Here is a 15,376-nt window from a genome sequence, read left to right on the forward strand (position 1 = left end):
ATCAACAGGGAGCATCAATCATGGGGAGCGTCGACAGGAAGCCCGACGGCGCGGACACCGATCTGGCCACTGAAGAGCAGTTGCAAAGCTACACGCGCGCGGAAACGGACTTGGCGCAACTGCGGATGCCAGTGTTGCTGCACGCGGGCAATCCGCACGAGCGTCTCTACATCGCCGCGCAGGACGGTACCGGCAACAGCCTGTACAAGGACGCACCTGAAAACCAGAGCATCGTGGCGCGGGTTCATAGCCAGATTCGCGACCTCAAAGATCAGGGCGTCACCAACCTCGCCAGCGGCTACGTCGAAGGCATCTATACCCAGGACAACCCGCTCAAGCGCATTCCGGATGGCATCAATGGCTACACCTTCGAGCGGAGAGCGGAGAAGGCCTATCACCAGTTCTGCGAGCAAGCAAAGGCGTGGCTGAAGGACGATCCCAATGCGCAGATCCGAGTGATGGGTATCGGCTTCAGCCGTGGTGCCGAACAGACGGCCGCCCTGATGCGAATGATCGACGAGCGTGGCATTCAGGATCCAGAAGGCGCCAAGATCGTCCTCGACGGAGAAAACCTGATCATCCACGCCGAATACACCAAGCCCCTCCTAGTCCCTCCAGGCCAGACCATCCAGGCCGCACTGCTGCTGGACCCGGTAGCAACAGGCCTCGAGGAACACGACCGCCGCTTGCCAGCCTCGGTGATGTCCGTCCTGCAGATCACAGCGGCAGACGAACGCCGCGACCTGTTCAAGTCCAGCGACCACATCCCAGCCGGCTTCAGTGAAGACAATCGCGCGCTCAACGCCACCGTGGGCGGTGCGCACAGCGACATCGGCAACACCTACGCCATCGACGGCCTGGGCGTGCTCAGCTACAACCTCGCGGCGCAGTACATCAACCGTCTCAGCGACACGCCCATCGTGCAGGCGCGGATCGCGCCCGAAGACCCGGACCTCTACCGCGTTCACCACTCCGAGCAGCACGCGTTCTTCTACCGCACCCAGGGCTACGACGCGGACGGCTTGCGCGACCACGTCAATGAAATGGGGTCCGAGGCGCAATGCCTTGTCGTCCCGGTGCGCGAGTGCTTCGGCAAGGATCCGATGAGCCCCGTGCTGGAGCAGCAACTGGAGCGCCACACTGCTGCGCCATCGCTCGCGCCCGCACAGCAGTCAGATGTCACACCCAAGAGCGACCTGGACCGCATGATCGACCAGTTGTATGCGGCCTCGCTGAGCGGCAGCAACGCCGCGTGGCAGCATGCGATTCAAACCACGTCGCAGCAGTTCATGGCCTCGCCGCAAGGGCAGGCCTGGCAGCAGGAAGTGGATCAATACGGGCAGGCTCAGCAGGCCTTGCAGGAGGCCCAGCAGCAACAGCAGAGGCAGCAGTCTGCCCAGCAGCAGGAAGCTCCCGCGCACCAGCCGCACGCGATGCGGATGTGACCGCCGTGCCTGAATCCAGCCAACGCACAAGAACGAGTCCCCCATGAATACGGACAACATCGAATCAGTCCAGCAGCTGCTGGTGAAACTGGCGCATATCGCCAGCCAGATCGAGGCGCGAAGCGCCGACGCGATGCGCCGCATCGAAGCCACGACCGGGGCCATGCATCAGGGCGTGGAGCGCCTGGACGGTGGCGTCGAGCGCTTTACCCAGCAGGCCACGCAGGCGATCAGCCACGGTTCGCAGGCCGCGGTTGCGCAGGGCGCCCATCAGGCACTGGAGCGGTTCAATCAAGAATTGGAGCAATCCACCGGCCGCGCAAAATGGGCCGCCGACGCGCTGGGCGAGCAGAGGCGCTCGTTGGCCCTGGCGCAACGCGGCCTCATCTGGAAAGGCCTGATTGCGCTGACCATCGGCTCGCTGCTTGCCGCAAGTGGCAGCGCGTTTGTCGCCTGGCAAAGCATGCGCGAAATTCGCAAGGCCGAATTCGGCACATCCATCCTGCGCGCAACCCGCTCCGGCGCATTGTCAGTCTGCGGCGAGGAGCGGGCGCTCTGCGTGAAGGTCGGGCCGAGACCGCGCCGAGCGGCGGGCCGGGGCGAATACCTGCTGGTAGAGGAGTGAGCCGTCGCGGTGTGCCGACACCTTACTTCACAGCTTCCACCTTCACCCTCGCATTTGGCGCTTCCCCGAACATCTCCGGCGCATACAGCGCCTCCACCCGGCTGGGCGGCAGCGCGAAGTCGCCGACGTTGTTCAGCCGCACGGTGTATTCCATCTTCACCACGCCCTTGGGCAGGTACTCGTAGTAGCTGCGGAAGGCCTCGAAGCTGCGCTCCTCGAACGCGGGCCAGCCGCGCCCTGATCGCTTCTCGCCCTGGGTCGCGATCTGCGAGTCGCGGCCCAGTCCGCCGCCGAGGATGGTGGCGCCGCCGGGGATCGGGTCGGTGATGGCCACCCACGTCATGTCGGCGCTCGCGTTCACCTCCAGGCTCACGCGCAGGATGTCACCGCGCGTGTAGATGCCCTTCACGGCCTGCTCGAAGGGCGTGATGGTCTTCGTGATCGCATAGCCGGCAGCGAACGGCGCCTTGAGCTGCACCGCGGCGATCGATTGCAGCGTGAGCCACGGCTTGCCCGTGCCGCTCTGCGTGACGAGCAGCGTGTCCGGCGTGGCGGGCGATTCAGGCCACGGAATGAACATGCTGTTGTTGCGCAGGGTGCCGGGCGATGCCGGAGCACCGAAGGCTGTCGTCTGGTTGGGCGCGCCGGACGTGTCGGTCGCCTTGATGCGCTCGACCTTGCTCCAATCCACCTGCGCCTTGAACGTGCCCAGGTTCGCGGCGGTGATGCCGGTGACCGGCGCGCTCTCGAAGCGCTTCGAGAATTTCTCCAGCGCGAGTCCGCCCCACAGGTTGGCGGTGGTGGTGTGCCACGCGCCGTTCCGCTGGCGGCCAATGAAGCCGTTGGCAAGCTTGCCGATGTCGTCCTTCCACGCCGGGTCGTCCATCACCGCAAGCAGCAGGCGCGCGGTGTTGACGTCGCCGTTGGTCATCAGCCACCACCAGTAGTCGTCCTGCTCGGTGCTGAAGACCACCTTGGTGCCCTGGAAGCTCAGCCGTGCCTTGAGCACGTTGCTGGCTTCGTCGATGCGCTGCTGGCGCTGCGGCACGTCCTGCACGCGCTTGAGGATGTTCAGCCAGTCGATCACGGCGCTGGTCGGCCACTGGTTCGGCGCGATGGTGATGCTGCCGACCATGCGGCCCTGCGCCTTGCCGTAGCGCGACAGCGCCTCGAGCGCCGCGAGCTTGCGCACGTCGAGGTCCTTGCGCGGGCTCCAGAACTCGCGCTGGATCCTGCCTTCGACGAAAGCGGTCAGGCCTTGGGCCATCGGCGCGACGGCTGCCGCGGGCAACGCGAAGGCCGGATCGAGCGCGGCGGCTTCGTGCGTGGCGGCGAGCACGTACGCCGTGAGGATGTCGCTGCCCCGGTTGGCTTCGCCGTCGCGTGGCGGGAAGTAGTTGGCGAGGCCGTCGCCGTCGAGGTAGGTCGGCAGCTGCGCGACCACCGCCTGCCACGCCTTGCCGTCGCGCAGGCCGATGGACTTGCTGGCCTTCTGCTCCAGGCAGATGTAGGGGTAGGCAGCGAACCAGTCGCGCACGCCGGTCAGTCCCTCGGCGAGCCGGGGCTGCAGCGACATGCGCAGGCCGCCGCGGCCGGGCAGGGCGTCGGCGGGCAAGGCCACGTCGATGGTGAAAGGCCCGTCGAGCTGCACCAGCGTCGCCTGCTGCACCGTCAGCGGCACGGCGGGCGCGATGCGTTGCCGCACCTTCAGCGCATCGCGTGCGCCCGACAGCGTGTCCTTCGCTTCGATTTCCCACAACAAGGCTTCGACACGCGTCTGCGCGAGTTGCGCGGGCGCGCTCACGGTCCATGCGAGTTCGCGGGCTTCGCCGGCCGGGATGTCGACCGTCTGCGGTTCGAGCGTGAGGAGCGTGGCGCGCGGCGTGGCCTCGACCTTCATGGCTTGCTGCGTGGTGTTGCGCAGGGTGATCTGGGCGCGGAACTGGTCGTCCTCGCGCACCAGCGGCGGCAGGCCGCTGATGATCTGCAGGTCCTGCGTGGCCTGGATCGAGGTCTGCCCGGTGCCGAACAGCCCGGTGCCCGCGTCGGCCACGGCCACGATCCGGAAGGTGGTCAGCGCATCGTTGAGCGGCACCGTCACCGTGGCCTGTCCGTTGGCGTCGAGCACCACGGCGGGCTTCCACAGCAGCAGGGTGTCGAGCAGTTCGCGGGTCTGGCTCTTGCCGCCTCCGCCGCCCGCGGGCACGGCCTTGCGACCGTAGTGCCGGAGGCCGATGATTTCCATCTGGGCGGTAGAGGTGCTCACGCCCCAGCTGCGCCGCTGCATCATGGCTTCGAGCAGGCTCCAGCTGTCGTTGGGCATCAGTTCCAGCAGGGCCTGGTCGACCGCGGCCACCGCCACTTCGGCGCCGGCCGCGGGCTTGCCGTCGGGCAGCCTGCCGGTGATGGTCACCTGTGCCTGGGCGCGCACCGGGTACGTGGGCTTGTCGCTCGCCACCTTCACGTCGATGCTGTGCGACTGCGTGCCCACGCGGATCTCGGCCAGCCCGAGGCGGTAGGCCGGCTTGCTCAGGTCGACGAGCGCGGTGGGCGCGACGTACTCCTTGCCCTCGTACCAGAAAGCCGTCCACCACTCGCGCGGCGCCTTGAAGCCCCAGGTGAAAAAGCTGTACCACGGCACTTCGCGCAGGCGTCCGCGCAGCGCCAGCACGCTCACGTAGGCGTTCGGACCCCACTCGGGCTTGACGACCAGGCTCACGGTCGGGTCCTGTCCGTTGAGCTGCACCACGTGCGTCTCGATCACGCCTTCTCGTTCGACCGACACCAGTGCGGTCGCGAAGCGGAAGGGGCTGCGCACCTGGAACTTTGCGACTTCGCCGGGCAGGTAGTTCTTCTTTTCGGGCAGCACGTCGACGCGGTCGTGGTCCTCGCCGCCGAACCAGAGCTCGCCCTGGCGCGTGACGTAGACCGAGCTGGCTGCCCGGCTGTCGCGACCGTCCTTGTCGGTGGCGCTGGCAATGAGTTCAACCTGCCCCGGCTCCTTCAGGTCGACCTCGCACAGCAGCAGACCACGCGCGTCGCTCTTGCCGGTGCACACGGTGCCGATCTCCTTGACGTCGGTCCTGTTGTCGTAGGTGTAGAAGCCGCCCACCATGCGCTTGCGGCTGGTGGTGGTGATGCGCGCGATGGCGCGCACGTTGAGCGTCACGCCTTCCTGCGGCTTGCCGGCGAGGTCGAGCGCGAGCGCCTGGAAGCGGAGCTTCTGGCTGGTCGAGACCCATCCCTCGGTCTTGATGCCGGCGATGACGGCGGCGGGCCACAGCGTGTGAGTGCTGCGCAGGGTCTGCACTTCGCCATTGGGGTCGGCGTACGTGGCTTCGAGCAGCAGTTCGCGCGGCGTGGCCTTCGTCGGCGGGATCTTGTCGATCGTGAGCTTGCCGGCACCGTTCCTGTCGAGCGTGAGCGGCAGCTTGTCGGCGATCACCTTGGCGTCGTCGACGGACGCGTCGCTGGTGTCGCTCGCGCTCTCCTTGCCGGGCGGCGCGAAGCTGAAGGCGTCGAAGTCGGGAAACGCAAGCCGCTTGCCGCGCACCATGGCCGACACGTGCACCGGCAACTGGGCCGCGCCGCCACCGGCCACGTAGTTGACCTGCACGTCGACCGGCAGCGAAGTTACCGCCACCAGCGGCTTCTTGTCAGTGGGTGCGATACGGCCTTCGAGCACCGGCAGGCGGAACTCTTCGACGCGGAACTGACCTGTGCTGTAGCTGCGCTGGTCGCCGTCCTTGCCGCTGCGCAGTTCGACCTGGTAGGCGCCGAGCTTGGCGCCGGGCGGGATCTGGAAGGTGTTCTCTCCGCTACGGCCGCCGGTCGCGGTCTTGCGCCATGGAACCGGCTGCGTGAACTGCTGGCCGCTGCCGACGTGGGTCACGACCAGCGTGTCGGGCGAAGTCCCGGGCAGGCCGAATCCCTTGCTCGTCTGCGTGCGGATCAGGTGCTTCATCGACACCGTTTCGCCAGCGCGCAACAAGGTGCGGTCGAACACGGTGTGGGCGATCTGGTCGGGCTGCGGGTCCAGGCTGGTCGGCACGTTGAAGCGCCAGGGCTCGATGCCCCGTTGCCAGTCGCTCCAGGTGAAGGCCAGGTCTTCGACGCCCGCGTCGTCCTTCGCACGAGCGCTGACGAACCAGGCGTCCGCGTTGTAGTCGTCTTCGCTGTTGCAGCTCGGAGCGTCAGGGGAAAGCCCCGGGAACTGCACCAGGCCGCGTGCATCGGTCGTGCCGGCGGCGACTTCCTTGCCGTCGCAACCGGACACGCGCACGGTGGCGTTCGCGACCACTTTGCCTTTGTCGAGCGTCGTCACCCAGGCCAGCGAGTTCTCGCGACCCAGCTTGAAGTGCACGGCCAGATTGGTGGCGAGCGCGGTGGTGCGCACGTACATCGTGCGGCCGTTGCCGTAGCGTTCGTCGAGCAGCGCGTCGCCGAGCTTCTGCGACGCGATCTCCAGAACGTGAAAGCCCGGCGTGAGCGGGATGCCGATGACTTCGAAGGGGCGCGGATCGGCGCCGTCGAACTTGGGCATGTCCAGGGTCTTGACGCCGTTCTGGCCGTTGAGCAGCGACACCATGCGCGTCTGAATGGCGTCGCGGTCGTCCTTGTCGATCACCTTCGGCAGCGTGCCCTTCACGTCGCGTGCGGCCAGGTTGCGCGTGACGGTGTAGTTGCTGTCGTAGCGGCGCACCTTGCGGAACCACGCGATGATTTCCGCGTCGGTCTTCGGATTCATGTCGCTGACCTTGCCCGGCGTCAGCGCCTGGACTTGCAGCGCGGGCTCGACTCTTCGCACGGTCACCGGCATGAGCGCCACGCCGCCCGGCTCGGCCAGCCGTTCGACAACGCCGAAAGGCGACGCGGCGAACTTCGCGAGCGGCGGCATCGCGCCGGTGGCGACCTTCATCGGAAAGCTGTCGGGCGAGGCCAGCGCGCGGCCGGAGGCGTCCTCGAACTTGGGCGGCAGCTCGATGGTGAACTGCGTCTGCTCGGCGAAGGGCGGCGGGAAGCTCACCGATTCGACGATCGCGTCGGCGTCCTTCGCGACGTTCTCGTCGAAGCGGGGCTTGACAGTCTTGCCGCCGCCCTTGAGCGTGATTTCCGCTGCGAGCCTGCGCGCGACCGGCGCGTTGAAGTGCAGCACCATTGGCCGCAGCGGCAGGCAGGCCGCCTGCGCGTTCTCGCGCTCGCAGCTGAAGGAGACGGCAAAGGGCTCGCGCACCTCGAAGTTGAGGCGCCGCTCGACGTTGTTGATCACCCCCGACGGCGTGGCGACGCCCTTGCCATAGACCAGCTGCACGCGGCTGCCCGGCGTGAGCGTCCGGTTGCATTGCAGGGTGACGAAGCGCTGCGGTTCCTTCTCGGCTTCCTTGTCGCGCCCGAAGGCCTTGAGCAAGGCGGTGCGCTGCTCGCCGTCGACGAGCTTGACGGGGATGCGCTCGCCGATGTCGCCGGCCGCGCACCAGACGTTCTGCTGCACGCTCTCCGGCGTGGCCGCGCCGTTGAGTTCGAGCATGAACAGCTGCTGCTCGTCGATCTTTCCGTAGCTCGGCTGCCAGTGCCGGATGAAGGGGCCGCCGCTGTTGAACTGGTAGCGCTCCGGGCCGCCGAGGGCCGTGCCCGCGGGCGACTTGAAGCCCGCGACGCGCGTGGCCGTGCAGCGCACGCCCGGTGGCAGGTCGTTCTCGAAGTCGAAGACCCACTGCTTCTCGGTGGTCCAGCGGCCGGTGCCCTTGGCCGCCTGCGCATCGTCGCAGCCCAGAGCCAGCGGGGCGGGCGCCTTGGGGTCGCCGAAGCTGACGGCCGGCTGGTCGAACTTCGCGACGACCTGGCGAATGCGCGCCACTTCGCCCTGCGGCGTCAGGCTGGTGATCTGAAGCGCGTGGCTCTGGCCGGCCACGAAAGCGCCGGCGGCCAGCAGAAGACTCGGAATCAAAGGGCTCAAACGGGTATTCCTCCTCTTGGGAGCGTAGCCTATTTGGCCTTGCGAATCGGGTGCCTGGAGGGGCGTTCCTTACAATTGGAGGCTCGTCGTGCGGGTGTCGCGCGGACCGCCTCACACATCACGCCGCCTGATGAAACGCTACTGGGAAATCGATGCATTGCGCGGGCTCATGCTCGTGCTGATGACCATCACCCATCTACCCACGCGCCTGACCGACCCGCTGGGGCAGCCCTTCGGATTCGTGTCCGCGGCCGAAGGCTTCGTGCTGCTGTCGGCTTTCGTGGCGGGGCTGGTCTATAGCCGCATCAGCTACAACCGCGGCGTCGATTCGATGCGCCAAGCCTTCTGGCGGCGCGCGCTCAAGGTGTACCTGAGCCAGGCCGCGACCCTGCTCTTCCTTTTCACCATCATCACGGCGGTGAGCCTGCGCATCGACCAGCCGGCTGTGAAGAACCTGCTGTCCTTCTACCTGGCGAATCCGTGGGAGGGGTTCATCTATTCGCTGTTGCTGGTGTACGAGCCCGCGTTGCTCGACATCCTGCCGATGTACATCTTCTTCATGCTGATGAGCCCCTGGGTGCTGGCCTTCGCGATGCGGCACGGCTGGGCCCGCGTGATGGTGGCGAGTGCCATCGTCTGGGGGCTGGCGCAGTTCGGGCTCAGCGAATGGCTCTATGAGCTGGCGGTCCGGTACGTCGGGCTCCCGGTGCCTTTTCATGAAATGGGCGCGTTCAATGCCTTCGCGTGGCAGTTTCTCTGGTTCGCGGGCTTGTGGATGGGCGCGAGCCGCAACGCGCCCGGCGCGCAACCCTTCCGCTTCCCGAAGTGGCTGCTGGCGGCGGCTGGAGCGGCCGCGCTGTACGGCTTCTACTGGCGCCACCACGGCATCAACGGCCAGGCGCCGTTCGGTGGCGACGTGGAGCTCAACCTGCTGTTCGACAAGTGGCAGCTGGGGCCGCTGCGCATCGTGAATCTCCTTGTGCTGGGCATCCTCGCGATCCAGTTCGGCCCGGACTTCATGCGGCGCATCCCGCGCCTGCACTGGCTGGAGGCCATGGGCCGGGCTTCGCTGCCGGTCTTCTGCGCGCACCTAGTGGCGGTGTTGACTGTGCTGGCTGTCTACGGCGACAACCAGGTCGCGCGGCCCTGGTGGGGCGATGCGTTGCTGTTGGTCGTGGTGTTCTCGGGCCTCTACGGTGTGGCGAGGGCCGTCCAGTGGTGGGACGAGCGGGGCCAGCCCCCGACGGCGCTAGCGCAGCCCTTGCGCGACTGAGGCGTCGACCCGCGCTGCCGGGTCCAGGTATTGCGCAATGACCGATTGCCAGAGCCGGTAGCCCTCGTCGTTCATGTGCAGCTGGTCGCCGCGGAACAACTCGGCCCGGGGCCGGCCGTCGGCGCCCACCATCGGTGTGAACACATCGATGTATTCGCTGTTGGGCAGGCGGCGAAGGTAGGCTGCGATCACGTTGTTGGTCTCGCGAACCTGCGGCATGAGCTTTTCGCGCGAAGGGCTGGGCTTGACCGAGATGTAGGCGATGCGCGTGTTCGGCAGTTCAGACCGCACGGTGTTGGCGAAGTGCGCAAAGCTCTCCAGGATCTGCAGCGGCGTGCGGCCTTCGGCCAGGTCGTTGTCACCGGCATAGACGAGCACCAGCCGCGGCTTGTAGCGCACCACCAGTTCGTGCACGAAGAGGCTGCAGTCGGCCATCGTCGAGCCGCCGAACCCGCGGTTGATGACCACCGGCTGCTGCCGGAAGTCCTGCGCGATGTTGGGCCACATCCGGATGGTGGAACTGCCGACGAAGAGCACGCCGTCGCTGGCGGGCAGGCCTGCCCGGTCGGCACTCGCGAAGGCGTCGAGCTCGCTCTGCCAGCGGGCCTGGGCGGCGAGGTAAGCGGAGGAGGTGGCGGGAGAGGGCTGTGCGGCGTCGGTCGATGCAAGGGATTGGGCCTGCGATGCCAGCGTTGTGAGCAACGCGAGCGATAGAGCGGCAAGGCGAACAGCTTTCATCGACACCATGGAAATCCAAACGTTCTTCGACCTGAATACGTTGGCAAGTTCCCTGCCAACGTGTCGCCAAATGGTAACGGGTCGCATGTGCAAGAGACGGGGTCAGAGGCGTGGCCGAAAGCCGGCACGGGATCTGCAACATATGGAAACATATACTGGGGTCCTTCCCTGGAGCGTCCCATGCACGAGCAAAGCGGCCCTGCACCTCGACCGTTCTGGCATCGCCTGAACACCTTTTTCGCGTTCCCCTTCCAATGGGAGCCGCTGGCCTACGCGGTGGTGCTGGCACTGTGCGCCTTGATTGCCCATCTGCTGATCTTCCTGCCGCGCGCGCTGGCCGTGCTGCTGGTCGAGCTCGGCATCGTGCTCGCGGCCACCCGCTATGGTTTCAAGGTCATGGCGCTCGGCTCACGCGGCATCGTGCGCGCCAGCGACTTCCCGCGCACGCTGGACGACGAGTGGACGAACCTGCCCTGGAAGCTCTTCGCGCTGGTGCTCGTGCAGGCCTTCGCCGCAGGCCTCCTGGGTGCGCTGAATCCGGTGCTGGCGCAGATCGCGATGTTTGTCGTGTCATTCACCCTGCCGGCCACCATGATGGTGCTGGTGCATTCGGGCAGCTTCTTCCAGGCGCTGAACCCGGCGCTCGTTTGGGAGACCATGCGCGCGGTCGGCTGGCCCTATGCGCTGCTGTGCGTCTTTCTCTTCCTGTTGAACACGGGTGCGCAGATCGCGCTGGTCATGCTGCTGCCGCTGATGAGCGGCTGGATCATGCTGCCGGCCATCAACTTCGTGATGATCTATTTCGGCTGGGTCATGGCCAGTCTGCTGGGCTATGTGATGTACCAGAACCACGCCGAGCTGGGCATCGAGTTGTTGCCGGGGGCAGGCGCCGACGACCGGCAGATCGACACCCGAACGCCGGCGCAGATCGCCCAGCAGCAGACCGATGCGCTGGTCGCGCAGATGGTGACCGATGGCGACACCGCCGGCGCGCTCGCGCTCGCCTACGAGGCACAGCGTACGCAGCCGGACGACCTGGCGGCCCGGCGCCGCTATCACCGCATGCTGCTGCTGTCGCCCGACAAGACTGCGACGCTGCTGGACCATGCGCGCCGGCTGATCGACATGCTCGTGCGCCGCGACCTCACCTCCGAAGCGGTCAAGGTGTACAAGGATTGCCGCGAGAAGGACGCCACTTTCGTCGTGGATGACCCGGCCGCCACGATGGCGCTCAGCCGGGCCGAATGGCGCAACGGCGATGCACGCGCCGCGCTCGCGCTGCTGTCCGGTTTCGACAAGCGTTTTCGCGGTCATGCGCTGATCCCGCAGGCTTACGAGTTGGCCGCGCGTGTGCTGGTGCAGGGGCTGAACCGCCGAGACATGGCGCAGCCGATCCTCACGACGCTCGAAGCCCGCTATCCCGGTAGCGAGCAGACCTCCGAAGTGCGCTGGCTGCTGCGCGAGGTTCCCCAGGGCTGAAGTTCAGCCTTTCCGTTCAGCCCTTCTGCAGCGTGCGCGTGACCATGTCCTGCGGCGCGAGGCGCAGCAGCTCGGGCAGCCAGCCCAGGGCCTGATCGCGACGGCCGGCCTGCAGCAGGCCAGTGGCGCACAGCGAAAGGGTGTCGGCCAACTCGGGGTGATCGGGCGCGGTCTTCAGCAGCGCCTGGCACAGCCGCTCGGCATCGGCGAACTGGCGCGCGCGCGTGAATCGCCGGGCGAGCCGTGCCATGTCGTCGGGCTTCAGGCGTGCGCCGGGCTTGGCGTGATCGAGGTAGGTCTTGTAGCTCGTGTACTGCAGCTCGAGCGTGACCGGATCGTGCGGCGAGAGCCTGAAGATGCGGTGTGCCGCGCGATGGAAATCCTCGCCGGCCGGCCAGAGCCTGGCGGTGTTGAACCATGCGCGGAGCGTGTCGGCGTCGTCGGGCCGCAGCTTGGCCGCTGCCCGCCATTCTGCGCACGCCAGATCGAACTTCATCTCGGCGGCGAGACGGCGCGCCGACGCGACGTGTTGCGCGAACGGGTCCGGCGCCGCTTCGGCCGTCGCGGAAGGAAGCTGAAGCTGCCGCCACCGCATGGTGCCAGCCATGAGCAGTGCGCCGGTCAGCAGGCCGCCCAGGTGTGCCATGTAGGCAATGCCCTGGCCGCCGACGAAGTGCTGGAGCAGTTCGTTGGCGATCCAAGCCGGCAGCAGGATCAGCGCCGGCGCGGTGACGTAGTTGAAGTAGAAGAACAGTTGGTAGAAGAAGCGGATGCGCCGCAGCCGGTACATCACCGCATACATGCCCATCAGCGAAGACACTGCGCCGGAGGCGCCCAGTCCGTACCCGCCGTTGCCCGCATAGGCCCAAGCGGCCAGCGCCGAGGCGCCCACTGCACCGAGCAGGTAGAACCCCAGGTAGAGGCCGCGCCCCAGCGCCAGTTCGACCGAGAAGCCGAAGAGAAACAGGAACAGCATGTTGCCCAGCAGGTGGCCCGTGCTGGCATGCAGAAACGCGGAGGTGACCCAGGTCCAAGGCTTGAACCCGGCTCCTGCGTTGTGGTCCTGTGCCCATCGCTCGGTGAAGGGAGGCGGCAGCATCGCCTCGTACTCGCGGCGCTCGTTTTTCCACTCGGCGTAGCGCGGGTTGGCAGGCGTCACGACCGCATCGACATGCAGCTTGTGGAGAAAGGCCTTCTCGCGCTGAAGCCCCTCAAGCAGGTTCTCGACATCGCCGCGTGCGAGCAGCCGCCGGGCCGTGGTCGCATGCGGCGAGCCGGTTTCAGCGAGCCACTCGACGAAGGCCGGCAACTCCAGCCGGGGCAGCTCGCTTTGCACGTAGAAGCGAGCCGCGCGCTGCTCGGCCTTCTGCTCGCTGCGCTGCGGTCCCCAGAACACCAGCATGTTCACCAGGATGAGCAGCACGGTCATCCATGGCGGGTTGCGCCAGGTCGGCCGGCTTTCGAGCGGGATCGCGTAGAACAAGTCGCGTCAGTCCGCGCTCAGAGGCTGTTGCGCCCGATGCCCTGATAGATGACGCCGGCTTCCTTCATGTTGGTCGGCTCGTAGAGATTGCGGCCGTCGAAGATGACGGGCGATTTCATCAGCGTCTTGAGGCGTTCGAGGTTGGGGCTGCGATAGGCCTTCCACTCGGTCACGATGATCAGCGCGTCGGCGCCGTCGAGCGCCTCCATCGGGTCCTTGGCGGAGGTGAAGCTGATGCGCTCGAGCAGCGAAGGCGCATCCGCGAAGTCGAGCTGGAGCACGCGCTGCGTCTCGTTGACGGCAATGGGGTCGTGCGCCACCACGCGCGCGCCGGCGCGAAGCAGCACGCTGATCACCACGCGGCTGGGCGCCTCGCGCATGTCGTCGGTGTTCGGCTTGAAGGCCAGCCCCCAGAGCGCGAAGGTGCGGCCGCTCAGGTCGGGGCCGAAGCGCTGCAGCACCTTGTTGGTCAGCACGCGCTTCTGCTCGTCGTTGACCGCCTCGACCGATTCGAGCACGCGCAGTGCCTGGCCGTTGTCGCGCGCAATGCGCGTCAGCGCCTGGATGTCCTTGGGGAAGCAGCTTCCGCCGTAGCCCGTTCCGGCATAGAGAAAGCTGTAGCCGATGCGCGGATCGGAGCCGATGCCCTGGCGCACGGCCTCGATGTCGGCGCCCACGCGGTCGGCCAGGTTGGCCAGTTCGTTCATGAAGCTGATGCGGGTGGCGAGCATCGCGTTGGCCGCGTACTTGGCGAACTCGGCGGAGCGCACATCCATCACGCGCGTGCGCTCATGGTTGCGGTTGAAGGGCGCGTAGAGCCGCCGCATCCAACCCAGTGCCTCGCGGCCGTTGTCGTCGTCGGTGTAGCCGATGACGATGCGGTCGGGGCGCATGAAGTCCTCTACCGCCGCGCCTTCCTTCAGGAATTCGGGGTTGCTGACGACCGAGAAACGCAGATCGGAACGCCCGCGCTTGTCGAGCTCCTCCTGGATCACGGCGGTGACGCGGTCGGCCGTGCCCACGGGCACCGTCGACTTGTCGACCACGACCTTGAAGCCCTCCATGTATCGACCGACGTTGCGCGCCGCAGCCAGCACGTACTGCAGGTCGGCGCTGCCGTCCTCGTCGGGCGGCGTGCCGACCGCGATGAACTGCACGTCGCCATGAGCGACGGAGGCTTCGATGTCGGTGGAGAAGGAGAGTCGCTTGGCCGCGACGTTCGATTCGACGAGGTCGCCGAGGCCGGGCTCGTAGATCGGGATGCCGCCTTCGTTGAGCGTCGCGATCTTGCGCGGGTCGACGTCGAGGCAGAACACCTGGTTGCCGAGGTCCGCCAGGCAGGCACCGGTGACGAGTCCGACGTAGCCGGTGCCGATGATCGAGATGTTCATGAGCTCAGGCCGCCTTGGGTTCCGAGAGGATCTGGTCGAAATACGCGATGGTCTTCGTCAGCCCTTCCTCGAGCTGGGTGCGGGGCGCCCATCCATCGAGCTCCTTCTGCGCGAGCGAGATGTCGGGGCGGCGCTGCTTGGGGTCGTCGGCGGGCAGGGGCATGCGCACCAGTTTGCTCTTGGACCCCGTCAGTTCGATGACCTTGTTGGCCAGCTCCAGCATCGAGAACTCGCCCGGGTTGCCGATGTTGATCGGGCCCGGCACCTCGTCGCCGGTGCCCATCATGCGAAGCATCGCTTCGACGAGATCGTCCACGTAGCAGAAGCTGCGGGTCTGCTGGCCATCGCCGTAGATCGTGATGTCCTCGCCCTTGAGCGCCTGCACGATGAAGTTCGAGACCACGCGGCCGTCGTTCAGGTGCATGCGGGGGCCGTAGGTATTGAAGATGCGCACGACCTTGATGCGAAGCTTGTGCTGGCGGTGGTAGTCGAAGAAGAGCGTCTCGGCGCAGCGTTTGCCTTCGTCGTAGCAGCTTCGGATGCCGATGGGGTTCACGCGGCCCCAGTAGGCCTCGACCTGCGGATGGATCTCGGGGTCGCCGTAGACCTCGCTGGTGGAAGCCTGCAGGATCTTGGCGCGCACCCGCTTGGCCAGCCCGAGCATGTTGATGGCGCCATGCACGCTGGTCTTGGTGGTCTGCACCGGATCGTGCTGGTAGTGGATCGGCGAGGCGGGGCAGGCGAGGTTGAAGATCTCGTCGACCTCGATGTACAGCGGAAAGGTCACGTCGTGGCGCATCAGCTCGAAGCGTGGATGGTCGAGCAGGTGCTCGACGTTGCGCTTGGTGCCGGTGAAGAAGTTGTCGACGCAGAGGACGTCGTGTCCTTGTTCGATGAGCCGGTCGCAGAGGTGGCTGCCGAGGAAGCCGGCGCCGCCGGTGACGAGCATTCGCTTGGAAGCGTTGTATTGCCGCATGCGTGTGATC

General features: G+C 66.7%; 9 protein-coding genes. 4 read left to right on the forward strand and 5 right to left on the reverse strand.

Going from position 1 to position 15,376, the window contains the following annotated elements:
- Positions 1-20 precede the first annotated feature (20 nt).
- Both QTI24_RS07090 and QTI24_RS07095 read left to right on the forward strand, forming a co-directional pair.
- Positions 21-1,445, forward strand: coding sequence for a phospholipase effector Tle1 domain-containing protein (locus QTI24_RS07090; protein ID WP_286599350.1), 1,425 nt, complete (start codon positions 21-23; stop codon positions 1,443-1,445).
- Between the two features lie 43 nt (positions 1,446-1,488).
- A complete protein-coding gene (locus tag QTI24_RS07095; RefSeq protein WP_286599352.1) occupies positions 1,489-2,070 on the forward strand; it encodes a hypothetical protein in 582 nt (193 codons plus the stop codon).
- 22 nt (positions 2,071-2,092) lie between these two features.
- Here QTI24_RS07095 and QTI24_RS07100 read toward each other — a convergent pair whose 3' ends face one another.
- Positions 2,093-8,026 carry an alpha-2-macroglobulin family protein gene (locus QTI24_RS07100; protein WP_286599354.1) on the reverse strand — a complete coding sequence of 1,978 codons (5,934 nt, stop codon included), beginning with the start codon at positions 8,024-8,026 and terminating at the stop codon, positions 2,093-2,095.
- Positions 8,027-8,156: 130 nt separating this feature from the next.
- Between QTI24_RS07100 and opgC the strand changes: the two genes are divergently transcribed.
- Positions 8,157-9,299, forward strand: coding sequence for an OpgC domain-containing protein (gene opgC / locus QTI24_RS07105; RefSeq protein WP_286599356.1), 1,143 nt, complete (start codon positions 8,157-8,159; stop codon positions 9,297-9,299).
- Here opgC and QTI24_RS07110 read toward each other — a convergent pair.
- Positions 9,276-10,037, reverse strand: a complete 762-nt coding sequence (locus tag QTI24_RS07110) for an SGNH/GDSL hydrolase family protein (RefSeq protein ID WP_286599357.1) — start codon at positions 10,035-10,037, stop codon at positions 9,276-9,278. The genes opgC and QTI24_RS07110 overlap by 24 nt on opposite strands.
- Positions 10,038-10,217: 180 nt before the next feature.
- Here QTI24_RS07110 and QTI24_RS07115 point away from each other — a divergent pair, with 180 nt between their 5' ends.
- On the forward strand, positions 10,218-11,516 hold the full coding sequence (locus QTI24_RS07115) for a hypothetical protein (protein ID WP_286599359.1): 1,299 nt from the start codon (positions 10,218-10,220) through the stop codon (positions 11,514-11,516).
- Positions 11,517-11,532: 16 nt separating this feature from the next.
- Here QTI24_RS07115 and QTI24_RS07120 read toward each other — a convergent pair whose 3' ends face one another.
- From QTI24_RS07120 to QTI24_RS07130, 3 genes are read right to left on the reverse strand one after another with little or no spacing between them, the layout of a single operon-like run.
- Entirely contained in the window at positions 11,533-12,999 is a 1,467-nt protein-coding gene (locus tag QTI24_RS07120) for a rhomboid family protein (RefSeq protein WP_286599361.1), read from the reverse strand.
- Between the two features lie 17 nt (positions 13,000-13,016).
- The gene (locus QTI24_RS07125) at positions 13,017-14,390 is read right to left on the reverse strand and encodes a UDP-glucose dehydrogenase family protein (protein WP_286599362.1); all 1,374 of its coding nucleotides are present in this window, start codon (positions 14,388-14,390) and stop codon (positions 13,017-13,019) included.
- A gap of 4 nt (positions 14,391-14,394) precedes the next feature.
- On the reverse strand, positions 14,395-15,366 hold the full coding sequence (locus QTI24_RS07130) for a UDP-glucuronic acid decarboxylase family protein (RefSeq protein WP_286600066.1): 972 nt from the start codon (positions 15,364-15,366) through the stop codon (positions 14,395-14,397).
- Between the last annotated feature and the right edge of the window lie 10 nt (positions 15,367-15,376).

Source organism: Variovorax sp. J22P240, from assembly GCF_030316855.1.
GTDB lineage: Bacteria > Pseudomonadota > Gammaproteobacteria > Burkholderiales > Burkholderiaceae_C > Variovorax.